At 27.2% G+C, this 23,154-nt stretch carries 19 protein-coding genes, 1 pseudogene and 1 CRISPR repeat array; of the genes and pseudogenes, 2 read left to right on the top strand and 18 right to left on the bottom strand.

From position 1 onward, the window contains the following. Positions 1 to 2: 2 nt before the first annotated feature. Positions 3 to 671 carry a hypothetical protein gene (locus tag HMPREF0078_RS08535; RefSeq protein ID WP_004839821.1) on the top strand — a complete coding sequence of 223 codons (669 nt, stop codon included), beginning with the start codon at positions 3 to 5 and terminating at the stop codon, positions 669 to 671. 40 nt (positions 672 to 711) lie between these two features. Here HMPREF0078_RS08535 and HMPREF0078_RS08530 read toward each other — a convergent pair whose 3' ends face one another. The 9 genes from HMPREF0078_RS08530 to HMPREF0078_RS08490 all read right to left on the bottom strand — a co-directional run bounded on the left by HMPREF0078_RS08530 (position 712) and on the right by HMPREF0078_RS08490 (position 9,959). Then, positions 712 to 1,593 carry a radical SAM protein gene (locus tag HMPREF0078_RS08530; protein WP_039920683.1) on the bottom strand — a complete coding sequence of 294 codons (882 nt, stop codon included), beginning with the start codon at positions 1,591 to 1,593 and terminating at the stop codon, positions 712 to 714. Between the two features lie 4 nt (positions 1,594 to 1,597). Beyond that, on the bottom strand, positions 1,598 to 2,608 hold the full coding sequence (locus tag HMPREF0078_RS08525; protein WP_004839817.1) for a threonine aldolase family protein: 1,011 nt from the start codon (positions 2,606 to 2,608) through the stop codon (positions 1,598 to 1,600). Positions 2,609 to 2,787: 179 nt separating this feature from the next. Then, entirely contained in the window at positions 2,788 to 4,860 is a 2,073-nt protein-coding gene (locus tag HMPREF0078_RS08520) for a heavy metal translocating P-type ATPase (protein WP_004839816.1), read from the bottom strand. A 1-nt stretch (position 4,861) separates the two neighbouring features. Then, positions 4,862 to 5,188, bottom strand: a complete 327-nt coding sequence (locus HMPREF0078_RS08515; RefSeq protein ID WP_004839814.1) for a DUF6110 family protein — start codon at positions 5,186 to 5,188, stop codon at positions 4,862 to 4,864. 244 nt (positions 5,189 to 5,432) lie between these two features. Then, a complete protein-coding gene (locus HMPREF0078_RS08510) occupies positions 5,433 to 5,630 on the bottom strand; it encodes a hypothetical protein (RefSeq protein WP_004839813.1) in 198 nt (65 codons plus the stop codon). Positions 5,631 to 5,656: 26 nt separating this feature from the next. Continuing rightward, on the bottom strand, positions 5,657 to 7,807 hold the full coding sequence (gene feoB / locus HMPREF0078_RS08505) for a ferrous iron transport protein B (RefSeq protein ID WP_004839811.1): 2,151 nt from the start codon (positions 7,805 to 7,807) through the stop codon (positions 5,657 to 5,659). Next, the gene (locus HMPREF0078_RS08500; protein ID WP_004839810.1) at positions 7,808 to 8,032 is read right to left on the bottom strand and encodes a FeoA family protein; all 225 of its coding nucleotides are present in this window, start codon (positions 8,030 to 8,032) and stop codon (positions 7,808 to 7,810) included. Positions 8,033 to 8,034: 2 nt separating this feature from the next. Further along, on the bottom strand, positions 8,035 to 8,253 hold the full coding sequence (locus HMPREF0078_RS08495; protein ID WP_004839809.1) for a FeoA family protein: 219 nt from the start codon (positions 8,251 to 8,253) through the stop codon (positions 8,035 to 8,037). 839 nt (positions 8,254 to 9,092) lie between these two features. Continuing rightward, positions 9,093 to 9,959 (bottom strand): DegV family protein, encoded by an 867-nt coding sequence (locus tag HMPREF0078_RS08490; protein ID WP_004839808.1) that lies wholly within the window; start codon positions 9,957 to 9,959, stop codon positions 9,093 to 9,095. Positions 9,960 to 10,208: 249 nt separating this feature from the next. Between HMPREF0078_RS08490 and HMPREF0078_RS08485 the strand changes: the two genes are divergently transcribed. After that, positions 10,209 to 11,255: an exonuclease/endonuclease/phosphatase family protein gene (locus HMPREF0078_RS08485; protein ID WP_004839807.1), complete on the top strand. Its 1,047-nt coding sequence runs from the start codon at positions 10,209 to 10,211 to the stop codon at positions 11,253 to 11,255. 209 nt (positions 11,256 to 11,464) lie between these two features. Here the strand turns inward: HMPREF0078_RS08485 and HMPREF0078_RS08480 are convergent, their stop codons facing one another. From HMPREF0078_RS08480 to HMPREF0078_RS08440, 9 genes and pseudogenes are all read right to left on the bottom strand, one after another. After that, complete coding sequence (locus tag HMPREF0078_RS08480) at positions 11,465 to 11,977, bottom strand: nitroreductase family protein (protein ID WP_004839806.1); 513 nt, start codon at positions 11,975 to 11,977, stop codon at positions 11,465 to 11,467. Between the two features lie 73 nt (positions 11,978 to 12,050). Then, positions 12,051 to 14,518: direct repeats of the CRISPR family, unit length 30 nt; unit sequence ATTTCAATACATCAAATGTTAATAATCAAC. Between the two features lie 135 nt (positions 14,519 to 14,653). After that, positions 14,654 to 14,935: a CRISPR-associated endonuclease Cas2 gene (gene cas2 / locus HMPREF0078_RS08475; RefSeq protein ID WP_004839804.1), complete on the bottom strand. Its 282-nt coding sequence runs from the start codon at positions 14,933 to 14,935 to the stop codon at positions 14,654 to 14,656. Continuing rightward, complete coding sequence (gene cas1b, locus HMPREF0078_RS08470) at positions 14,935 to 15,933, bottom strand: type I-B CRISPR-associated endonuclease Cas1b (RefSeq protein WP_039920680.1); 999 nt, start codon at positions 15,931 to 15,933, stop codon at positions 14,935 to 14,937. The genes cas2 and cas1b overlap by 1 nt, the downstream gene beginning before the upstream one ends. An 8-nt stretch (positions 15,934 to 15,941) precedes the next feature. Further along, positions 15,942 to 16,427 (bottom strand): annotated as a pseudogene (gene cas4, locus HMPREF0078_RS08465) (CRISPR-associated protein Cas4). Continuing rightward, positions 16,424 to 18,946, bottom strand: a complete 2,523-nt coding sequence (locus HMPREF0078_RS08460; RefSeq protein ID WP_004839796.1) for a CRISPR-associated helicase/endonuclease Cas3 — start codon at positions 18,944 to 18,946, stop codon at positions 16,424 to 16,426. Before HMPREF0078_RS08460 ends, cas4 begins: the two are co-directional and overlap by 4 nt. After that, positions 18,936 to 19,673, bottom strand: coding sequence for a type I-B CRISPR-associated protein Cas5b (cas5b, locus tag HMPREF0078_RS08455; RefSeq protein ID WP_004839794.1), 738 nt, complete (start codon positions 19,671 to 19,673; stop codon positions 18,936 to 18,938). The genes HMPREF0078_RS08460 and cas5b overlap by 11 nt, the downstream gene beginning before the upstream one ends. Position 19,674: 1 nt before the next feature. Further along, positions 19,675 to 20,628: a type I CRISPR-associated protein Cas7 gene (locus HMPREF0078_RS08450; RefSeq protein WP_004839793.1), complete on the bottom strand. Its 954-nt coding sequence runs from the start codon at positions 20,626 to 20,628 to the stop codon at positions 19,675 to 19,677. Then, on the bottom strand, positions 20,615 to 22,384 hold the full coding sequence (locus HMPREF0078_RS08445) for a hypothetical protein (protein ID WP_004839791.1): 1,770 nt from the start codon (positions 22,382 to 22,384) through the stop codon (positions 20,615 to 20,617). Before HMPREF0078_RS08445 ends, HMPREF0078_RS08450 begins: the two co-directional genes overlap by 14 nt. Before the next feature lie 11 nt (positions 22,385 to 22,395). After that, positions 22,396 to 23,082 carry a hypothetical protein gene (locus tag HMPREF0078_RS08440; RefSeq protein WP_004839790.1) on the bottom strand — a complete coding sequence of 229 codons (687 nt, stop codon included), beginning with the start codon at positions 23,080 to 23,082 and terminating at the stop codon, positions 22,396 to 22,398. Positions 23,083 to 23,154: the final 72 nt, after the last annotated feature.

Genomic DNA, 23,154 nt, shown 5'->3' with positions numbered 1-23,154 from the left:
AAATGGCTAATCAAAATCAATATATTAAACCACCATCAAAAGATAATAATAAAGTTATTAATAATGATGACGAATATATTAAACCACCTTCCAAAAGAGAAGCAGAATATGTAAAACCTCCAACAATTGAAGAAACTACCAATCAAAATGTTACTTATGATAATAAGTCTAAAGATAAATTTATTGACCCCTACAAAAATCCATCTTATTTTTCCACACCAAAAATGGGAATAACATTTTATATAAATTCATATATAATAATTTCTTCAATTTTTATTCTTATTAGCTTTGATTATAGTTTTCTAAAAGGAATGATTTATTTAGCGTATTTTTTATTAACAAATTACACTTATTCGTGGTATGCAGATTATAAAAGATATGTTGGTGGAAGATTTTCATCATTTTTCAATCCTTATGGAGCTGTAAATATGGCAAAAGCTTCAAGCAAATTTATGAACTATCACAAATCATCCACTAGCACAAATTGGCTTGGCGAAACAAAAACAATCTACAAAAGAGACGTAGGATCTTCCTTGTTATCATTTTTAGCTATACTAATATTTTCAGAGTTAATTAAATATTTTATAACACTTCCTTTGGCATTTATAACTTTGTTTTTTCACAAAAAAACAATAAGAAAATACAACGAGGCAGTTGATAATATCAACTAAAAAATAGGTTGTTGCAAAAAACCTTGCAACAGCCTATTTTTTAAATTGCCCTACCCATATTTTTTGAATCTAGGATTTTTTCGTCTAGATTTTCTAGTGCGTCTTCTAATTTTTTTATCATTTTTTCTTTGTTTCTCATGTGAGATGTTACTTTTACGAGATTCACTATGTGGCCTGATGAGTAAAGGACATTTCCCGGAACTTCTAGGTTTTTTAATAATTCTATTTGTTCTTCTAGGTTTTCTCTGTTACTTGTTTCTTTAAAATTTCCTTCTTCTCTCATTTTATATAATTTTGATCCTCTTTGGACGTCTGTGCTCATTATAAAAATTCCTATTGGTGGATAGAGGTTTAAAAATTTTGCCGTTTCTCTTGCGTTTTCTTTTGAATTTCCATTTCCTGCAACTCCTTGCATTACTATGGCGTTGTAAGTCATGCCTGCATATTTCATTTTCTCTATACCTTTGTTATAATCATCAAGGTCAGCTCCCTTATCAAGCCAGTCTAGGACTTTTTGATTTCCTGTTTCTACTCCAAACCAAAGTTCATTGTAGCCTTTTTCTCTGAGGATTTTTAAATCTTCTTTCGTTTTATTTTTTAAATTATAAAAACTTGCATAGGAAGTTATTGTTTTTACTTCTGGGATATATTTGTGGATTAAATCGGCAATTTCTACCAATTTTTCTGTTGAAAGCACAAAAGGATCTCCATTTAATAGATAAATTCTTTCAATTGGCCTCGGATAGGTCATGGAAATTTCTAAAATATCACTTTCTATGTCTTTTATAGGAGAAATTCCAAAATTTGTCATATTATACATGGTGCAAAAGGCACATTTATTGTGGGAACAACCGTAAGTTACTTCCAAAAGTGGTGTGTAGGCTTCAAGAGGAGGTCTGTAAACTTGTCCTGTGTAATGCATAATACTAAATCCTTTCTAAAAATTCTTCTATTTCTTTTTCTTGGCTTTTGTAAGTTGTTACAAATCTTGCAACAAATTTATCTTCTCTTTTTTCTCCAACTTCAAAATAAGCTAATTTTTCCCATTTTTTTATATCTTTATCTGAAATTTCTACAAAAACTTGGTTTGAATTAAATTCATAAGCAAGTTTGTAGCCTTTTTCTTCAAATCCTTGAGCCAATTTTTTTGCCATTTGGTAGGCTTTTTTTGCACCTTTAATGTACAAATCATCTTGGAAGAGCCTTTCAAACATCATTCCTGTTACAAATCCTTTGGCAAGCATGGCTCCTTTTTGTTTTTGCAAATTTCTGAAATTTTTCTTTAAATCATCATTTACAATTACAAGGGCTTCGCCGAACATAAGTCCGTTTTTTGTTCCTCCAAAATAAAATATATCGCAAAGTTTGGTCAAATCTTTAAATTTTAGATTAGATTTTTCATTTGCCATGGCGTGTGCTAGCCTTGCCCCGTCCATAAATAAATATAAGTCGTGTTTTTTACAAAAATCGTAAATTTCTTCCAAATCTTTTTTACTATAAAGAGTCCCTACTTCTGTTGTGTTTGATATATAAACTTTTCTTGGTACTGTGTGGTGTTCATTGGTAAAAGATTTATATTTTTCTTCCAATAATTTTTGGGTAATTTTGCCGTCATCTGTTGGAATTGTTTCTATTTTTATTCCACAAGCCTCGATTGCTCCTGCTTCTTGGTCTTCTATGTGACCTGTTGTAGCAGCAATTATTGATTCTTGTGCCACCATTCCTACACTTGCCCCAAGAATATTTGCTCCTGTACCTCCGTGGATAAAATAAATATCAACATTTTCATCTTCTAATTTTTCTTTTATCAATTTTTCAGCATTTTTGCTGTGATCGTCAACCCCATATCCTGGATTTATTTGGTCAAGGTTTTCTTTTATAGCATCTAAAATTTCTGGATAACAAATATCTGAATAGTCATTTCTAAAATTAAACATAAATTCTCCTTATAAAAAAACGATTTTCTCATATCTATCATACATTTTTCATAGTTTTTTTCCATTTTGAAAATTTTTAATATATGTGAAAATTAATGATTTTGTTGAATTTATTTATAGAAATTATTAATTTAAAAGTTCCAAAATAAAAAACCAAAGCCTTAAACTTTGGTTTTTTCTCAAATTTTATATTTTTTCATATTTTCACTTGCTATAGCTACAGTGGAAATATTGTGTAAAAGTGCTGATTGAGTATTTGTTATAAACGATGTTAAACCTAACGCTATCAATAAACTATTAAAGGCAATTATTTTTTCATAATCATTTTTTACTCTCTTATCTACACTTCTTGAAAGTTTTACAAGATCAACTAATTCTTTGAGCGAATCTGTTTTTATTGAAACGTCAGAGATTTCTTTGGCAAGATCTGCGCCTTTTGACATAGAAATTCCCACATCTGCCCTTGATAGGGCAATTGAATCGTTTACTCCATCTCCTATCATTATAATTTTTCTTCCCATTTGTTTCATTTTTCTTACATAATTTTCTTTGTCCTCTGGAAGAACTTGGGATTTATAAAAATCTAAATCAAGTTTTTTGCTTACAGCTCTAGCAGAATTTTCATTATCTCCTGTAAGCATAGCAATATGAGTAAAACCTAAATCTCTCAAAGCCATTACTGTCTTTTTTGCATCTTCTCTAATTGGATCATCAATGCATAAAACCGCCATCAATTTATTGTCATAAGCCATAAACAAAAGAGAATATTCTTCTTTTAATGAATTTATCAAATCTCCTTGTTGGGAATTTATTTTTATTCCTTCGTCTTCAAGAATAAAATGTTCGCTTCCTATGAGAGCTGTTTTCCCATTTATTTTTGATTTTATACCATGAGCCATTATATATTCTGGCTTTGAATGCATTTCTTCGTGGCAAAGATTTTTTTCCACAGCTTTTTTCACAACAGCTCTTGCTATTGAATGAGGAAAATGTTCCTCAAGGCAAGCAGCTATTCTTAAAGCCTCATCCTCATCAATATCAAAGGAAATTACTTTTTTGACTTCTGGCTGGGACTTGGTTAATGTTCCAGTTTTATCAAAAATAATTGTGTCAGCTTTAGCTATGCTCTCAAAATATTTTCCACCTTTTACCAAAATATTTTCTTCTCCAGCCTGACTTATAGCCTTCATATATGCAATCGGAATTGTAAGTTTTAAGGCACAAGAATAATCCACCATCAAAAATGATTTTGCTTTTATGAAATTTCTTGTAAATAAATATGTTAATCCTGCCCCAATAAAAGAATATTTTACCAAAGAATCAGCCATAGATTCTGCTTTTAATTGAGCAAGAGATTTATTTTTTTCACTATCTTCAATAAGTTTTATTATGTGATTTAATCTAGAATCTCCATATTTTTTATTAGTTTTTACTAAAAGCTCTCCTTCTTCAAGAACAGTCCCTGCAAAAACAGTAGAATTTTCATTTTTTTCAACAGCTTTTGCCTCTCCAGTAAATGAAGCCTCATTTACCATGGCAAAGCCCTCAACAACTTCTCCATCCACAGGAATTTTACTTCCCATAGAAATATAAATTAAATCTCCAATTTCTACATCTTTTAGATTTTTGATTATTTTTTGATTTCCATCTTTTACAAAAACTTTATCAACATTTAAAGCAAGCGAAGATTTTAAATTAAGTCTTGATTTTTTTAAGGTATAATCTTCAAGTTCTTCTCCCAATGATAAAAGGGCCATTATGCTAGCCGCATCCCCAAATTTTCCTGTAATTATAGAAATTGTAATTGCACTTGCATCCAAAACTGCCACATCTATCTTTCTATTTTTTATGGATTTTAAGCCTTCCTTTATAAAAGGATAAGCTCTCAAAAGTGTAAAAAATGGTCTAATACTGATAGGCATAAGATAGCCAAACACAATTCTCTTGTATGCTGAATTTCTTAATATATGAAAAATTGATTTATCAACTTGAGGAATAAAATCCGCATCTTCAATATCAAAATTATCCAAAGATTTCAAATCAAAATCTAGGATAAATCTTGCAATATTTCCTATAAAATCTTCATCATAATTTACAATAATAGATTTTGATATATAAGAAATTTCACAAGATTTCACGCCCTTTACTTGTTCAATTTTGTACTTTAATTTATTGACGTTAGATTTTTTTAGATAATCCTCGTAAATAAACCTACTTCTTCCAAAAGTTCTCGCCTTTATGGCCGCTCTCATCCTAGTCCTCTTTAATTTCTTTTTTTATTTCTTCCTTAACTTCTTCTTTAGCTTCTGAAGCAACATTTTCTATATCAAGCTTATCTTTTGCTTCAGCTTCAAGTCTTTCTTCAATTTCATTTTTAATTTTTGCTTCAGCCACTATATCATCAGTTGTAACTTTTATATTTTCTACAGTCTTATCAACAGCACTTTTTGCTTTCAATCCTTGTTGGACTGTAGCTACAGCAGCCTTTTTTGCTAATTTTGATGTGAGAACCTTTCCTCCAATAGCTCCCGCTATTACTCCAATACCTGTACTTATAATTTTTTTGTTTACTTTAATCATCTCTTCCTCCTATTTTTTTTATTGAAATAATTATAACCGCTTTAATTATTTTTTGCAAATTTTTTTAGCTTTATTTTAAATTTTGCTAATAAAAATCTTTATCATTTGTAATGATTTTTTATATCAGCAAAATTTATCGCAAATTATTTTATATTTTTAAAAAAGAGCTTTTGCAAATACATCCCTTATGGAAATAATCAATTTACAAAAGCCTTTCTTAATTAAGAATTATTTTAAAATTAAATCAGTCACAATATGGACATGATTTAGATTTTTCTTTATTTTTTTCTTTTTTACTTTGACACTTTCCACTATTGCAAGAAGTTTTTTGAGCACAGTCTTTGCAACCAAAATTTGAGCCTTCTTTTATAAATCTAGTATAGATAATATAAGAGCAAGTTCCCAAAATTATTATCAAAAGTATCCAAGATTGTATATTCATAAAACCATCCCTTCATAATGATTTTTTTATTTTCTTGCAAAATTTAATTTGTAAGATCTTTTTTCTTCTTTGTATTTTACAGGTCTAAAAATCAAATACAAAACACCTATCAATACTAATATTGCAAGTATTGTCATAAATGAAAATTCTTTATATACAAAGAAATTTGCTAAATGATAGAAAATAAATGCAATCGCATAGGCAAATGCCATTTGGTATCCTATAGCAATAAGTGTCCATCTATTATTATTCATTTCTGTTTTTATAGCTCCAACTGCTGCGAAACATGGCATACAAAGCATATTGAAAAGTAGGAATGAATATCCAGCAACTGGAGTTCCTATTGCTTGGTTGAAAGCTGTAATTAATTGTCTATTTGTTTCATCAAGATCTGCTCCAATTCCAAGAACAACTCCCATTGTTGAAACTACATTTTCTTTTGCAACAAATCCTGTAATTGTTGCTACTGCTGATTGCCATTGTCCAAATCCTAATGGTTTAAATAAAACCGCCAAATATCCACCTAAAACTGCAAGCATTGAGTTTTCTGATTCAGCTTCTACCAATTTAAATGAGAAGTCAAAGTTTGATAAGAACCAAATAATTATTGATGATACTAAAATTATTGTTCCTGCTCTTTTTACAAAGCTCATTCCTTTATTAAATACATCTCTTAAAACTGAAGTAACCCTTGGTGCGTGGTATGGTGGAAGTTCCATAACAAATGGAGCTGGCTCTGATGCAAATTCTTTAAATTTCTTTAAAATAATTCCAGAAATTATTACAGAAAGTATTCCAATTATATAAAATGAAAATGTAACTAGGGCTTGGTTTTCTTTGAAAAATGCTCCAGCGATTAAAGCTATTACAGGAAGTTTTGCAGAACATGGCATAAAAGATGTAGTTATAATTGTAATTCTTCTATCTCTTTCATTTTCTATTGTTCTTGATGATTGGATTCCTGGAACTGAACAACCTGTTCCAATCATTACTGGTATAAATGATTTTCCAGAAAGTCCAAATTTTCTAAATACCCTATCCATTACAAAGGCAACTCTTGCCATGTATCCTATATCTTCAAGAATTGAAAGTAGGGCAAACAATACTAACATTTGTGGTAAAAATCCAAGAACTGCTCCAACTCCAGCAATAATTCCATCAGTTACAAGTCCTACTAAAACATCGTTAATTCCCATATTTGTTAGAAAATCTGCTACTGCTGGTGTCATTGTATCTTCAAAAAATCCATTTACAGCATCAGTTGCACCAGTTCCCAAAGTTGAAATTGCTATATAATAAATTACAAACATTACAAGAGCGAAAATTGGAAGTCCCAAAATTCTATTTGTAACAATTTTATCAATTTTATCAGTTGTTGAAAGTTTTGGAGGAGCTTTCTTTAAAACTTTTTCTCCAACTTCTCCAAGAGCTTCATATCTTTCTGTAGTTATAATTCCCTCAGCAACATCATCTTCTTTTTTCTCAAAATCTTCTCTTAAAGTCTTTATATTTTCTTTTTGGCTAGTTGATAAAGAAATATTTTCAAACATATCTTCATCATTTTCAAAAGCCTTTATTGATAAATATCTTTCTAATTTAGAATCAACAGAATCTGAAATTTCACTAGAAATTTTTTCTAAAACTTCTTCTAGCTCTCCAGAATATATCAATGGCTTAGGTAAAGATAATTTATTTTGTGATTTTACAATTTTTTCTATTAAATCTTTTGTTCCTTTTTTCTTACTAGCAACAATTTCTACAACTGGGCAGCCAAGAATTTCAGAAAGATTATCTTTATCAATAACATCGCCGTTTGATTTAACAATATCCATCATATTCAAAGCTATTATTGTTGGAATACCAAGTTCAATAAGCTGACTTGTAAGATAAAGATTTCTAATCAAATTTGAACCATCAACTAAATTTACAATCAAATCTGGTTTTTGTTCAACCAAATATTCTCTTGAAACCACTTCTTCCATTGTATAAGGAGAAAGTGAATAAATTCCTGGCAAATCTTGGATGATAATATCCTTGTGCCCTTTTAATTTTCCTTCTTTTTTATCAACCGTAACCCCTGGCCAGTTACCCACTCTTTGGCTTGAACCTGTAAGCTCATTAAAAAGAGTAGTTTTTCCTGAATTAGGATTTCCAGCTAAAGCAACTGTATAGGTCATCTATTCCTCCACTACTATATTTTTTGCATCTTCTTTTCTAAGAGTTAATTCATAACCACGCAAATTAACTTGGATAGGATCTCCCAATGGAGCAATTTTTCTTACATAAACTTCAGTTTTTTTTGTAAGACCCATATCCATAATTCTTCTTATGGTAGCTCCATCTCCCTTAATTTTTTTTATTGTAGCAGTTTCTCCTACTGCTACATCTTTTAAAGTTTTCATTATTATATCTCCCTCACGTATATTCTTTTTGCTAAGTCTTTGTTAAGAGCATACTTGCTATTGTCAACCATAATAATGTAATTTACTCCATCAAAGAAAAATAATTTAACTTTTTTCCCTTTAACAAAACCTAAATTTGAAAGATGGGTTTTCATTTCATCATTTCCAGTTACTCTAATAACTTCTGCTTCTTGTCCATTATTTAATAAGGTTATTGGCATATATTCCTTCTTTCTATTTATTAATCTATTATTTTAAATAAATTTATTTATGGCTTATAATTATATGATTTTTCGTAATAATAGTCAATATCAACAATCTCTAAAAAAATAAATCCATCTAACCGAACCAGTGAAGTTTACTTAGTCATAATAATAGTATGTAAAATAATGATATATATTATCACTATCTTCATAAACAATTATACACCGAATAGTATGATATTGAATATCATTATATTGGTTTTATTTTTTGAGAACCTAAATATAAATAAAAAAATTTTGTTATTAAAAAATTTTATTTTCTCAGAGTAAAAAAATAATAAAAATCTAAATTTTTTTGTAAAATTTTATGTGAAAATGAAACAAAAAAATAATCAAAAATTTTTTAAAATTTTCCAAAAATAAAAAGCCCAGATGATTGGGCTTAGACTGTTGACAAAGTATACAAATCCTCATGCTAAGAATATCATACGGAAAAAATTGATTTGATTTCAAATTTTAAAATTCGTCATAAGAACGCACTCTAAAATTTAAAGCTGTGATTATTTTTAAAATAAATTAAATTCAATTAAATTTTAATTCTTCGTTTTATTCCGAGGGATAAATATTAAAATCGTGCCACTGGCACAATTTTAAGCTATTTATCTGTTCTCGCATAAGCGAGTTTGCGATTTTAGAATTTTGAAATTTAGAAATCAACAATTTTTGGAGTCAGATATTCGTGCTTGAGGGTTTGTCTACGCTCTGAGCCCAGATGATTGGGCTTAGATTATTTACAAAGTATTAAAAATCACATAGCAAAATTTAATACGAAAATATTTTATTTCAAATTATTAAATCTAATTTATTGGAAAAATCGAACAGAAAATTACTCCATCTCCTAAGTGGGAGCCTATTACTGCTGTTACATCTATTATCTTAAAATCTAGGGCATTTTCTATTTCGCTACTTAGTCCTTCTTTTAAAATTTCAATTTCATCTGAACTATCTGCTCCGCCAATTATTATTTGATAATCCTTGTATTTTTTGCAAAGCTTTTTCAAATATTTTATCAATTCTTTGTATGATTTTTTCTTTCCTGTGACTTTTTTTATTAATTTTATTTCTCCATCTTCTATGCACAAAACCGGAGAAAATGAAATTAAATTTGCAAGCTTGGCTATAGTTTTTGGAAGTCTTCCGCCCCTAACTAAGGCATCCAAATTTTTTACAACTCCTGCTACATTGCAATATTTTAAATTATCCAGACTTTTTTTGTAAATTTCATCAAGTCCCATTCCGTCTTTCGCATAAATCGCAGCTTTTATTACAGGATAAATTGCAGCTATTGTGGCTGTATTTGTATCTATTACTTTAATTCTTGCATCTGGATTTTCTTCTACAAACTCCTCTTTCATCATATCCATCATTTGATAAATTCCAGAAAATTTCTTTGTAATTGAAAATACTATAAAGTTTCTATATCCTTTTTGGTATTCTTCTTCCAATAATTTCAAAAATTTGCCTGGAGATGGCATAGAAGTTGTAACTCTCTCCTTGCTTTCCTTATATTTTATAAAAAAATCTTCCCTACTTAATTCGTAAAGGTCGGTGTAAGATTTGTCTTTAAAATTTATATTAAAAGGAAGTATTGAAATATCATATTCCTTCGCCATGTCAAGGTCTATATTACACCCCGAATCAGCTATAATTTTTACTTTTTCCATAATAACTCCATCAATTAAAGCCTCTTTATTTATATTGTAAATATTTTTTGATACATAATCTTTCGTAAAGTAACTATACTTTTCTAGAAATTTAAAACAATCTTATTAACTTTATTTTACAAAGTAATTATAGAGATTTTATTTATTTCCCTATTTTAATTTTCTTTCTTATATATAAGAAAAAAAAGGGTATTTATATTATACAAATAACAAATTAGGGAAATTTCCCAAAAATTATAGAGGTGAAAAATGAAAAAAACATTAAAAATTATCTTTTCCATAATAGGAATAATTCTAATAGGAATTTTAATTCTCCTATCATATCTTTGGATAAAAGAGTACCGACCAGAAAAAATTGAAAATGTAGAAATCCAAGGAAATGGCGATAAAAATCCAGAAATCGGAAAAAGTTATACGATAATGACTTGGAATATTGGATACGGCGGACTTGATAAAGACACGGATTTCTTTATGGACGGTGGAAAAATGGTCTTTCCAATAAACAAAAGCCATGTAGAAAAATCAATTAACCACATCATTAATTCAAGTAAAAAAATAAATTCCGACATAAAATTTTTCCAAGAAGTAGATATAAATTCAAAAAGAACCTACCACATTAACGAGTACGAAAAAATAAGAAAAAAACTTTTGGGCAACACAACCTTCGCCCTAAATTTTAAGGCTGCCTTTATTCCATATCCAATCCCACCAATGGGAAAAGTAGAATCAGGAATAATGACTCAAACAAATTTTAAAATACAAAAATCAAAAAGATACCAACAAGAAATCCCTCACAAATTTCCATCAAGACTAGTAAACCTAAAAAGAGCCTTCAACCCTTCATACATCGACATAAAAAATTCCGACAAGAAATTAGTAATAGTAAACGTCCACCTAGACGCCTACGAAAAAGGAAACAACGGAAGAATTGCACAAACAAAAGAAATAATAAATTTCGTAAACAAAGAATATAAAAAAGGCAATTACGTGATAGTAGGCGGAGATTTTAACCAAGAGCTAACAGGAAATTACAAAGAATTGCCAGAAGGAATTTGGAATCCAAAAATTTTGCCAAAAGAATTGCTAACAGAAAATATAAAACTCTACTACGACAAAAACGGAGAAACATCAGTAGTAAACGACAAACCTTATACAGGAAAAGACGCCTATCTTTCAACCATAGACGGATTTATGGCAACAGATAATATAAAAATAAAAACCATAAAAACCCAAGAAAAAGAAAATTTCCAATACTCCGACCACAATCCAGTTGTGATGGAATTTGTTTTGAAATAAAATTTAAAAGTTAATATCAAATAAAATATAAAAAAGTGCTTTTGTAAAATGAAAATTATTTCATATATTGCAAAAGCACTTTTCCATTAAATATAATAAATAACACTAAAATTCAAAAATAATTTAGCTAATATCTCAAAATCAATAGCAAAAATAAAATAAAGATACAGAATATCAAGTATTCCATATCTTTGCTAACCCCCATTGTCCTAAATAACTTTTACAGTTTCATCAATATTTTTGCGCTTAAAATGATTTTCTAAAGGCTTAACTCCATCATTTGCATAGCCCAAATCAATCATTGCAACAATTTTTTCATTTTTAGGCAAAGAAAATTTTTCTCTTGCCTTATCAGGATCAAAAAGATTTACCCAGCAAGAATCAACACCAAGGCTTGAAGCTGCCAAAATCATATGACTTGCAACAATCGTAGCATCTTCAACACCAGTATTATATTTCCCTCCCGGATAAACAAAAGCCTCACTCTCATCAAAAGCTACAAGCAAAACAAGAGGAGCCTTGTACCTACAAGGAGTAAGCTCCTCAATTTTTATAAGAGCATCATTTGATTTTACAACGTAAATTCTTTGAATCTGATTGTTCTTAGCAGTAGGCGCAAGCCTGCCCGCTTCTAGAATAATATCAAGCTTCTCCTTTTCAACTTTTTTGTCACTAAAATTTTTACAAGAATAACGATTCTTCACAAGTTCAATAAAATTCATAATATCTCCTTTAATAAAATTTCAAGTAATATACAATGTCATATATTTAATTAAACTATATAGTGAAAAGTTCACTTCAATATATCATATGTTATTAATCAACTATGATTCATAAAATTGGAGTTTATCATATGGACTAATTTCAATACATCTAATGTTACTATTCAACATCTCTTCCTCGTAAATTTCCATTTTCTTTGCCTTTATTTCAATACATCTAATGTTACTATTCAACTTAAATGCTTTTAAAATATTTAATTTATATTCTTCATTTCAATACATCTAATGTTAATAATCAACAAGTCAAGTTTTTGAAATGTTAGATGGAAGAAAGATATTTCAATACATCTAATGTTAATAATCAACTTTCATACAGTGAAATTATTGAAATTTTAAAGTATTTCAATACATCTAATGTTAATAATCAACGGAAAAGCTCCATCATTTACTTTTAAGTTATTTAGATTTTAATACATCTAATGTTAATAATCAACGGAATATCATCATTACTTTGGTTTTTGTCCGATTATATTTCAATACATCTAATGTTAATAATCAACTGAGTTTTTTTTTCTGGATATGCAATTAAATTTGCATATTTCAATACATCTAATGTTAATAATCAACAAACAACTAAAACAGTAACAAAAACTGTAAATGTTAAATTTCAATACATCTAATGTTAATAATCAACTACTTATAATGATTTTACTGGGTGGTCTATATATTATTTCAATACATCTAATGTTAATAATCAACAAGAATTGAAAAAAGACTTATAAATAAAGTTGAATTATTAGAATTTCAATACATCTAATGTTAATAATCAACAGACGTATTGAAATGTTAAAAATTAAAATGTTTCATATTTCAATACATCTAATGTTAATAATCAACAAGAATATGAGCAGGAAGAAAAGAAACTGTCCTGATTTCAATACATCAAATGTTAATAATCAACTTAGTATCCGTAAAATAAGACTTATTAACAGCAATAATTTCAATACATCAAATGTTAATAATCAACTTTTATCTTCCCAAATCTGACGCTGTCTTAAATAATTTCAATACATCAAATGTTAATAATCAACACTGGAGCAATAGCATTAGTTATACTTGCAGGAATATTTCAATACATCAAATGTTAATAATCAACTAAATAATCTAATTTTTTATTATTATAAAGTTTATGATTTCAATACATCAAATGTTAATAATCAACTGTCTTATAATGATGATTATTGTGATTTATTTGATTTATTTCAATACATCAAATGTTAATAATCAACAATTTCAACCGTTCTGAATGAGATAAATAATCCCTATTTCAATACATCAAATGTTAATAATCAACGATCTAAGAGGAATAAATTTTAGTAACGCTGCTCCAATTTCAATACATCAAATGTTAATAATCAACTGAGTTATATTATGATGAAAATGGTAATATAATTGAATTTCAATACATCAAATGTTAATAATCAACTATTTCAATGGGGTTGGCTCTGGTATTTATCCTAGAAATTTCAATACATCAAATGTTAATAATCAACTAAGTCTAAGGCTTATAACAATATAACCAATATTGAATTTCAATACATCAAATGTTAATAATCAACGTTGCTATTACTTATGCGTGGCTAAATGTTGTAAAAATTTCAATACATCAAATGTTAATAATCAACACGGATATGCAGTTTATAAAAATGACGAATTTGAACTATTTCAATACATCAAATGTTAATAATCAACGAAGTAGGAATACCTAATCTTTTACCCATTTCAGTTATTTCAATACATCAAATGTTAATAATCAACGCTATCTTGGTTATAGGATGTGTTCTTCTTCCACTAATTTCAATACATCAAATGTTAATAATCAACTTGGATCGTATCAGCTTTCGTCTTAAATAAACTAATATTTCAATACATCAAATGTTAATAATCAACTTCTTTCCTCTTTTTAATCAAATCATTCATAATACTATTTCAATACATCAAATGTTAATAATCAACAAATATCAAACTCTAAAGCGTCTTTTCTGGACTTATATTTCAATACATCAAATGTTAATAATCAACCTTGTTAATATTGATAATAGGGTTTCAGCTCTTGAATTTCAATACATCAAATGTTAATAATCAACTTAATATTACCAACAGAAATATCAAGAGCAGAAACAATTTCAATACATCAAATGTTAATAATCAACATATCATTCTATCGCCTCAATCTTTCTTAAAACGGCATTTCAATACATCAAATGTTAATAATCAACAAGGGCAAGCCCCTAAGGGGTTGCAAAGCAACCCTATTTCAATACATCAAATGTTAATAATCAACTCAGAAAGTTTAGATCTAATTTTAAGAATTATTATATTTCAATACATCAAATGTTAATAATCAACTGATATTCAACTATATTTCTTATCTGTCTATCAAGATTTCAATACATCAAATGTTAATAATCAACTAGCACCAGACAACTTAAAATTTTTATATTCTCTATCATTTCAATACATCAAATGTTAATAATCAACCAATATAAAATGCACATTTTAAATATACATCCTATCAATATATTACCCATTTTATGAGATTCTTTGATTTTTTACCAGCTATTTCTATTTTTTTCTTTTCTTTATTTTTTCAAATTCTTTTGTTTTTGCTGGTATTTATATGATTAGGTCTTCTTCTATTGATTTGTATTTTCCTATAGTTTCTTCTTCAAAGGATTCTTTGTTATACATTTTTATTATTGTTACAAAGTCTTCTTCTTTTTTTATTATTTTTTTAATTTCTCTTTTTAGAGCAATAATTTTTGACGGGCTTATTTCTCCTCTAAATACTGAATTTTGGTGGTGAGTTAAATATTTTTTGCAGACTTTAAAGACTTTGTTTACTCTTTTTTCTCCAACATCGTAGAATAGAAATGCATAATTATAATTTTTCCCCATCAATATTTCCTTTCTAATAAATAGGGTTCGAATTCTTTGTCTTCTAGTATATATTTTATTAATTTATAGCAATCTAGCTTTATTTGTGTTTGATAGCTTACATTTCTTTTTAATTTTTCATTTTTAAATTTTGTTTCTATTCTTTTTTCAAATGCTGCTATAAATATTTTCTTACCTTCATCATTTAGTATGCAGTAATTTTGCTCTTTTATAAAGTGATCTTCTACCCTAATTTTTCTATTATTTACCAAATCAAAAATTGTTTTAAATACCAAAATCGGCTTGAATGCTTCACACATATCCAGGGAAAGAGAAAATCTTGATTCACTTGGTTCGTGTAAATAACTTATGGCTTGATTTAAGTGAGTTCTATAGATAGCTGTTATTGTTTTTGTGTATAAAAGTGAATTTCCAAATGATATCAAAGCATTTATTGGATTATCAGGGGGTCTTCTTACTCTTTTATTCAAAATAAAATCTTCATTTAGAAAATATTTGAAAGAATCGTAAAATCCTTGCCAAATTTTTCCTTCTATATATAAAATTTGTTTAATATCGTTTGCCTTATCAAGCTCTTTTGGAATCTTATTTTTTAGATAATCAAGGAAAGCTTTAACTTCTTTTTTGTCATGTTTATAGTAATGATATAGAACTTGGTAGATATTTTTACCTATTGCTCCTACAATTTTTTTAGCTATTTCTATTCTTTTTTCATTATAGGCTTCCACTTGTTTAACCAAAAGTTTTCCGCTTATATATTTTTCCCTTGGGTAAAATGTTCCTGAATAGTTTCCATAATAATTAAAAAAATGTAAGACTATATGCTTACTTGCAAGAAAATCTAATAATTTTGTATTTATACTTGTCTCGCTTAGTATATAAAGCTCTCTTATGCTTTCTATTGGTATATAAACATTTTTACCATTTACTCTATAGCACAAGGAATTGTCTTTTCTTTTTATTTGTCCATCTGTTAAAAGATATTTTGTTTTTCCCATATTCCCACCTAGATCTTGCAATATTCATAATAGGCGCATTTGGTACATCCCTTAATTTTTTTGAATTTTGGGATTTTTTCTTTTGAAATAAATTCTTCTATTTCTTTAAGTACTTTTTCTAGTTCTTTTTCTTTTTTATCATCTAAGTCCAAATATTCTATTTTTTTACCTTTATTGTTTTCAACAAATTCTAATTTTCATTTTTTGACTATTCCTTTTTTCTTTAAAATATAAAGATAATAATAAAGCTGCCATCTAGCAGCTTCTTTGTCTGCATCTGATTTTTTTATTTCTACCAAATATTTATCTGTAATTTTATCAACCACTATATTGTCTATTTTTATTTCAGAATTCTTCCTATTTTCGCTTTTATTTAAGTGAATTTCTTTTCCTATTTTTACAAGTTCACTGTTATCTTCGAAATTTAATTTGTTGGCAAACAAATAACACTGTCTTTTGCAATGAAAATAATAATTTATTATTGTTCCATTCATAGTATGTCCTCAAATTCATCATTTTCATTTTTATAGTTTAATCTTTCATTGTAAATATATTTTTCTCCATCTTCTATATAAACAAGATTTCCTATTATATCATTTGCTTTTCCAATATATTTTATAAAATCTCTTTTTGTAATTCTATAAAGAAAATCTGACATTTGTGCTTTATTTTCTGAAAGTTTTACCATCTTTTCACTATAATCCATATCTTTATTCTCAATAAGATTTGCGTATTGAGTCCAAATTTCAGATCCATTTATTTCTTTTCCATTTATCCTTAAATTTCTATTTAAAAATAATTCTATCATTTGCCTATTATCATCAATTAATTCCATGTGTTTTGATATTTTTTCGAAATTTAATTTAATAAGGTCTTTTTCAAAATTTATATAGGCATATTCATCCCTATCATTTTTTGCTTTTTGTAATTTTAAGGCAAAATATCTAGAAAAATCTTTTGTTTCAAGATTTTTTCTCCTATCTTTATTTCTTAGAGTCAAAATATCTTGGGCATTTTTATAAATTTTCTTTTCATCTGCCATATCAAAAAAATATGCTACAGCATCATTTTTTAAAGCCGATCTTCCAATTCTTCCCAAAAATTGTTCTTCATTTTCAAGCATAGATATATCTTTGTAACCAATATCCATGTCAATATCAACTCCAGCTTCTACAACCTGACTTGCAATTAATATGGTTTTTTTAATAACTTCTCCACTTATTTGTCCGATAACTTGAGCCTTCCTTCTCAAATTATCATCTCCCGTTAAAATCAAAATATTGTATTGAGCGAAAAATTCCTCCTCATTTAAAATTTTAAAGAAATTTTCCGCATCTTTTTTTCTAATAAATTCTACCAATATTTTTTTGTGATTTCCTATATTTTCTTTCATATGATTTAAAAGATGATCATAGTCAATCTTTCCCAAATCTAACAAATCATAATTTATTTTAACCCTATTTTTAAATAAAGGCTCATTAAACATCTCTCTTGGATTTTTAATTAATTTTCCTATATTTTTCTTTTTATCCTCATCTAATAAGGCTGATAAATCTGGAAGAGTTGCCGACATTATAATTATTTTTAAATTAAAAATCTTGGAATAAATCTCCAACATTTCTATAATTTCATTCCACAAATCCTCCCTGTAGGCTTGAATTTCATCCAAAACAATGACAGAATTTGTAAGTTGATAAAGGCCGAAGATATTTTTTCTTTTATTTGAAAAAAGCGTATTAAAAAGCCCTACATTAGATGTGATTATAAACGGAGAGTGGAGAAATTGCCTATCCAATAAAGATTTTATATAATAATCCCAATCTTTCATAAAATCTTCATTGTCACTTTTTCCAATAGGTGTTATGGAATTTATAATTGAAATTTTTTCTTCTATGCTGGTTTTTTTATAGTATTTTAAAAGAGTATTTTTATTCTGTTCTACCAAGGTGTTAAAGGGATAGGCGTATATTATTTTATTAATCTGATTATTTAATAATTTGAAAGATAAATTCATAGCAGTATTAGATTTGCCAGAACCTGTAGGAGCTTCTAGGAAAAATATATTCTTATCCCTTTCTTCTTCTAAATTTTTTTCTGCATTTAGAAAAATTTTTGTCCTAAGATCGTTTATATTTTCTTTTTTCTCATAAGACTTGTCTTTTTCGCTTTTTCTAATACTTTTTATAAGTTTTGAATTATTGTATATCTTTATAAGGTCATTTTGGTCAATTTTTGGAAGCTTTGTCTTATATCCATTCATATAATCAGTTGTAGCATAAAAGTCAGATGCAACTAAAATAGAATAAATAAGTCTTGTATATATGTAAATCTCTTTGGACTTTGATTTTTTGAAATCCGTATAAGAAGAATCCATATCAAAATCATAAACAAGATCCATAATATCATTTGAAATTTCTTCAAAATCATCAAAAAATTCTTCCTTTATATTCTTATCTTTACTTAAATAATTTAAAGTTTTATAAAATTTACTTCTTTCATCAATAAATAAATCAAAAAAATTATGAATTGAATATGAGAAGTCTGATAAATCACTATGATGTCTAGAAATTACAAAGGCATTTAAAAAAATAAGATAATAAAATTTTTCTTTTAGTTCATCATCAATTTTTAAGTTTTTAATTTTTCCAACAAAAATATAAACATAAATAAATGAAGAAAGTATAGAATGTTGGCTTTCTATTCCCAAATCTATAAGGTCTATTTCAAAATTTTTTAATTTATTTCTTTGAAACCTAGAATTTATCTTTCCTAAATCATGAAACAAAATTACTGAATCTATCAAATCTTTAAAATAAGTATATTCATCTTTTTCATCAAAAATACTTAGGAAAAATCTTTCAAAGACTTTTCCCAAGTTTTTTTCATCTAGAATCTTTTGGTAATATGCAAAAGTTTTATTAATATGATCTTCTAATTTTTCTTTATTATTTCCTACTCCTTCTATGTGACCTAGGTATTTATCTGGATTTTTAACTATAAAATCAAGTTTCATAAATTCCTTCTTCGCTGTAAAAGACAAGTTTTAACTTATTATCTAAATCTTCAAAAATTACATCTTTATCTGATTTTTTTCTAACTTCTCCATTACTTGCTAATGTTTTTTTTCTTATATATCTTTCAGTGTCTTCTTCTAAGAAAAACGGAAGATTTTCTTCATATTTATAAATCTTACTTTTTAGCCTTAGTTTAAAATCTTCATCCCAAAAAAGGGAATTTATAATCTTTGCATTACTTTTTTCTATATCAACAATTTCACAATCACTAATATTTGCCATGTGATCATTTGTTCCAAGATAAGGAGTAAAAATTGTTTTTTTATTTAAAATATATTCTTCTATCGATTTACTTTGATCATTATCTAATAAAATATAAATTAACCATGAAGGATTTTCTAGCCAAACTTGTTTTACTATTAAATTTCCACCTTCTTCGTTTGAAGCAAAGGCTGTAGAATTATTAAATATTTGCAACTTCTTATCAAAAATCCCATCATTTCCCTCTGAAACTATAGAAATTTTAAGATCTTTTAATTTTTTATAAAATTCAGGATGTTTTTCCCTATCTTTCTCATTGTAGCCCTTATATCCAAGAATTGCTCCCAAAAGTCCAAGAAGGGCGACTCTATGAATTTGACCGTAAGTATAATATAGATAAGTATTTACATCTGGCTGTTTGAAAAAACCTGTTTTACCACTTAATCTAAATCTCAAAGCTTTCATATTAAGCCTCGATTTTTTCTCTTGTGTAAATATTATAAATTTCTATATTATCTGGAAAATCAACCAAGTCTATTTTTTCATTGTCATAATAAATTTGAATTTTTTCTATATCATCTCTTTCTTCTAGAATAGTTTTTCCTGTAAAAATTATCTTATCTTTTGAGTTTTCTTCAGAATTTTTTTCAAATTCAATGTAATTTGCAAGGCTTGGAAGATAAGTATCTAATTTTGTTTCAACAAACATAGAAAATTCATTATTTGCTCCTTCTTTTGAGTTTGTAGCATAGGAAGATGCAGAATCAATTGCTGCTAATTTGAATTTTTCATAATCTTTTTCGCTATAGCCCTCTGTTACTCCTAATTGTTTATAATCATCATAAGCCTTTGGATTTATTACAAAAGAATAAAAATAATGAGCTTCATCTGATACAATTTTATTTCCCAAAGTAGAATTTTGAGCATCCTCTCCTGATTTACTTTTTTCTTTAGCATTAGGATCTCTAAAAGGAGATAAAATTTGTTGAACTTGAGCTTTACTGTCTTCATATTTGTTCATTCCTTGGGAAATTTGCACAGCTCCAGTTATAGAAATATTATTTCCTTTTTCTGCAAAGGTAGCTCCAAAATTTTTTACATCTGTTGCAGAAAATAAGTTAGTCAAAATTTTTTCTGATTCACCAGATTTTATTTCTGTATCAAAAACTTGTTCATATCTTTCCTTTAAAGTTCTAGGCATCAAGTTTCCTTTATCACCTATAGTATAACTTTTTATATAAATTACTTTTTCGCCTTCTTCTAGCCATTTTTTCTTCATAGTATATTTCAAGGCTTTATCTGATCCAAAAATTTCACCAGATGATAAAGATTTTGGAAATCCTGAGAAATCCGCATTCCAATTTGCCATTTTTGATCCTATACCAATAATCCCATAAACTCTTTTGTTAAGCTCTGTCATTTTCTTCTCCTTCACTTAGTTTTTTTCCATAAAGATATGATTCTTCTAAAAATCCTGCCATTATCCACTTATCATCAGCCTTTTCCTTTTCAAATTCATAAACAAGAATTTGGCTTACTGCCCTGTTAAATCTTACATCTTTAGTGCTAATATTGTGGGCATAAGTTACAAGCAAATGTTTTAAATTTTCGATTATCTTAGAAGTTTTTTGTTCATCCAAGAAATTTCTAATAAAGGTTAAATTTTTATCGCCAATCTTTGAATGATTAAGCAATTTTCTCAAAACTTGTCCTAAGGCAAACAAAATTTCTTCATCACCTTCAAGAGAAATATCGCCTGCCGATTCTAATTTTCTTTTCATTTTTTCTTGAAAATCCATATAATTTTCCTCCTTTTTTTCAAAATATTCTTTCAAAGATAAATAATAATTAAATTGGGTTATAGCCTTTGTATTATAATCATTTGTAAGAGAATATTTGATAGAATCTTTCAAGAGTCTATCTAAAATCTTTAAAACTTCTTTATTCTTATTATTTATTATTGCAAATTCCAGACTTTTCCCATAGTTTAAAATTATCATTTTGAAATTTAACTCTTTTATATTTAAATTCTCCAAATTATACTTATTTCTTTGGTAATAATTATAGAAAAAAACCGAATCTATTTTATTTAAAAGTGTATTTTTTTCAGTAACAAGACCGTATTTTTCTTCTCTTTTAGAAATATCCTCAGCTTTAACATTTTCAGGTAAATATTCTTCAATATATTGGTTAATTTTAATTTCTATATCATCAAAATCTTTTGAATAAATATTATAATCTAAGATAGCCGCCTCATTTTTTTCAGGATACAAAAACAATTCAAAACCTATAAAATTTTTATTTTTTTCAAAACTTATTTCTTTATTTCCTGTATTAAAATATATTTTATTATTTCCTCTTTTTACAGATGATGAAAGATAGGAAAAAAATAAATTTTGTAACTTTGCCATATCTGCACTTATTAAATAAGGTTGTTTTACCTTTCTAGATAAATTTTCTAAATAAGGCTTTTTATCATTTATTCCTAAATTATCATCAGAAACACCAAAAGTTTTTCCATTAACTTCTATATTATATTTATTCTTATTAAATAAATTGGTAAGTAAATACCTATCTTGCTCTCTTTGATAGGATTTTTTTGTTTTTTCTTCATCTTCATAGACAAAAAATATTTTGAAATAATCTTTTGAGCTTGTATCAATATCAAATAATTCTTTCTTATCAATATTTTCAATAAGCCACTTCTCGATTTTTTCTACTTCTTCTAAATTTACAGATCCTAATTTTTCTTCATTTTCCAAATAAAGATTTTTTGCTCTTTTATCCTTATATTTTTTAATAGGATTTTTTAAAACCGAAAAATATCTTTCTATCGCATCTTTATTAATCTTATCTTCACAAGAATTTTCTTTGAAGAAAAAACTATAATAATTAGAACTATGGATCGCTTTTTTATTGTCTATGCTTTTGTTCATGTTTAAGAGATTGGAATTAAAATCCAAATCTCTAATAAAAGAATAATTTAATGGTTGATTTTCGATTTTCTTTTCTTTTTTGTCATATTTAATTTTAAAACTTGGACTTACTTCCCAAGGACTTTTTTCTTTCATAGTAACAAGATAATATTTACCATCTTTGGGAATATATCCTCTCAAAACCATATCAGGATCCTCGTCCAAATTTTTCTTAAAGATTTCCAAACATTCTTCTAGCACATAATCACCTCCTAAATTAAATATTTATATCCCAAAAATCCTGCTCCATAAGCTGCATTTTCGCTAAATGTCACAGCAAGTGCAAAATAGGCTAAGTCTTGGCTTCTTTTATCCATATTGATTTCCAGCTCAAGCTTATCGCCCAAAAGTCTTATATTTTTAAATTTAAAAGCGATTGGTCCTTCATTTAAAAATTTAAGGCTTGTATAAAATTTTCCCTCTTCTACATTTTCATCAATAAAAAATTTATATTTTTTAATTAAATTATCTGTGAATCTCTTTTCAAATTCTTCTAAGGTCAACTTTTCCTTCCAATATCCAAAATCATTTTTTATTATTATAGGATTTAAGGTAAATAATTTTGAAATCGGTGATTTTGGAATTATCCTAACATCAACAGTTAAGTTTTTGAAAACCTTGTCCTTGTAATCAGAAAAACCATTTAACATATAATTTACAAATTCTTCATCAACCGACCTAATTCTGTACTGATAAACCATATTTTTTTTGTAGAACTTTTTTATTGGATATAGATTATCATGGCAATAGGATTTATAATTTTTAGATTCGTGAATATCTAAAAATTTTTCATTTTCTGACAAATAAGAAATTATTGCCTTAGAAATAAATCCCAAAGAATCTGATGAATCAATATCTTCTAATAAAAATGTTCTAATTTTCAATTCGTACACGTTCATTTTCTCATCTCCTTTCTATAATTATAATATTTTAATTATTAGTTGATTATATTTTTATAATATCATCTTTGA

Origin of the sequence: Anaerococcus vaginalis ATCC 51170 (genome assembly GCF_000163295.1) — a bacterium.
GTDB lineage: Bacteria > Bacillota > Clostridia > Tissierellales > Peptoniphilaceae > Anaerococcus > Anaerococcus vaginalis.
Note: the sequence above shows the minus strand (reverse complement) of the source record. Positions and strands in the feature narration are given on the sequence as shown.

Excerpts from the sequence above, each read along its gene's own strand:
- HMPREF0078_RS08535 (WP_004839821.1), top strand. The coding sequence starts at position 3 with ATGGCTAATCAAAATCAATATATTAAACCACCATCAAAAGATAATAAT.
- HMPREF0078_RS08530 (WP_039920683.1), bottom strand. The coding sequence starts at position 1,593 with ATGCATTACACAGGACAAGTTTACAGACCTCCTCTTGAAGCCTACACA.
- HMPREF0078_RS08525 (WP_004839817.1), bottom strand. The coding sequence starts at position 2,608 with ATGTTTAATTTTAGAAATGACTATTCAGATATTTGTTATCCAGAAATT.
- HMPREF0078_RS08520 (WP_004839816.1), bottom strand. The coding sequence starts at position 4,860 with ATGAGAGCGGCCATAAAGGCGAGAACTTTTGGAAGAAGTAGGTTTATT.
- HMPREF0078_RS08515 (WP_004839814.1), bottom strand. The coding sequence starts at position 5,188 with ATGATTAAAGTAAACAAAAAAATTATAAGTACAGGTATTGGAGTAATA.
- HMPREF0078_RS08510 (WP_004839813.1), bottom strand. The coding sequence starts at position 5,630 with ATGAATATACAATCTTGGATACTTTTGATAATAATTTTGGGAACTTGC.
- feoB (WP_004839811.1), bottom strand. The coding sequence starts at position 7,807 with ATGACCTATACAGTTGCTTTAGCTGGAAATCCTAATTCAGGAAAAACT.
- HMPREF0078_RS08500 (WP_004839810.1), bottom strand. The coding sequence starts at position 8,032 with ATGAAAACTTTAAAAGATGTAGCAGTAGGAGAAACTGCTACAATAAAA.
- HMPREF0078_RS08495 (WP_004839809.1), bottom strand. The coding sequence starts at position 8,253 with ATGCCAATAACCTTATTAAATAATGGACAAGAAGCAGAAGTTATTAGA.
- HMPREF0078_RS08490 (WP_004839808.1), bottom strand. The coding sequence starts at position 9,959 with ATGGAAAAAGTAAAAATTATAGCTGATTCGGGGTGTAATATAGACCTT.
- HMPREF0078_RS08485 (WP_004839807.1), top strand. The coding sequence starts at position 10,209 with ATGAAAAAAACATTAAAAATTATCTTTTCCATAATAGGAATAATTCTA.
- HMPREF0078_RS08480 (WP_004839806.1), bottom strand. The coding sequence starts at position 11,977 with ATGAATTTTATTGAACTTGTGAAGAATCGTTATTCTTGTAAAAATTTT.
- cas2 (WP_004839804.1), bottom strand. The coding sequence starts at position 14,935 with ATGGGGAAAAATTATAATTATGCATTTCTATTCTACGATGTTGGAGAA.
- cas1b (WP_039920680.1), bottom strand. The coding sequence starts at position 15,933 with ATGGGAAAAACAAAATATCTTTTAACAGATGGACAAATAAAAAGAAAA.
- HMPREF0078_RS08460 (WP_004839796.1), bottom strand. The coding sequence starts at position 18,946 with ATGAAACTTGATTTTATAGTTAAAAATCCAGATAAATACCTAGGTCAC.
- cas5b (WP_004839794.1), bottom strand. The coding sequence starts at position 19,673 with ATGAAAGCTTTGAGATTTAGATTAAGTGGTAAAACAGGTTTTTTCAAA.
- HMPREF0078_RS08450 (WP_004839793.1), bottom strand. The coding sequence starts at position 20,628 with ATGACAGAGCTTAACAAAAGAGTTTATGGGATTATTGGTATAGGATCA.
- HMPREF0078_RS08440 (WP_004839790.1), bottom strand. The coding sequence starts at position 23,082 with ATGAACGTGTACGAATTGAAAATTAGAACATTTTTATTAGAAGATATT.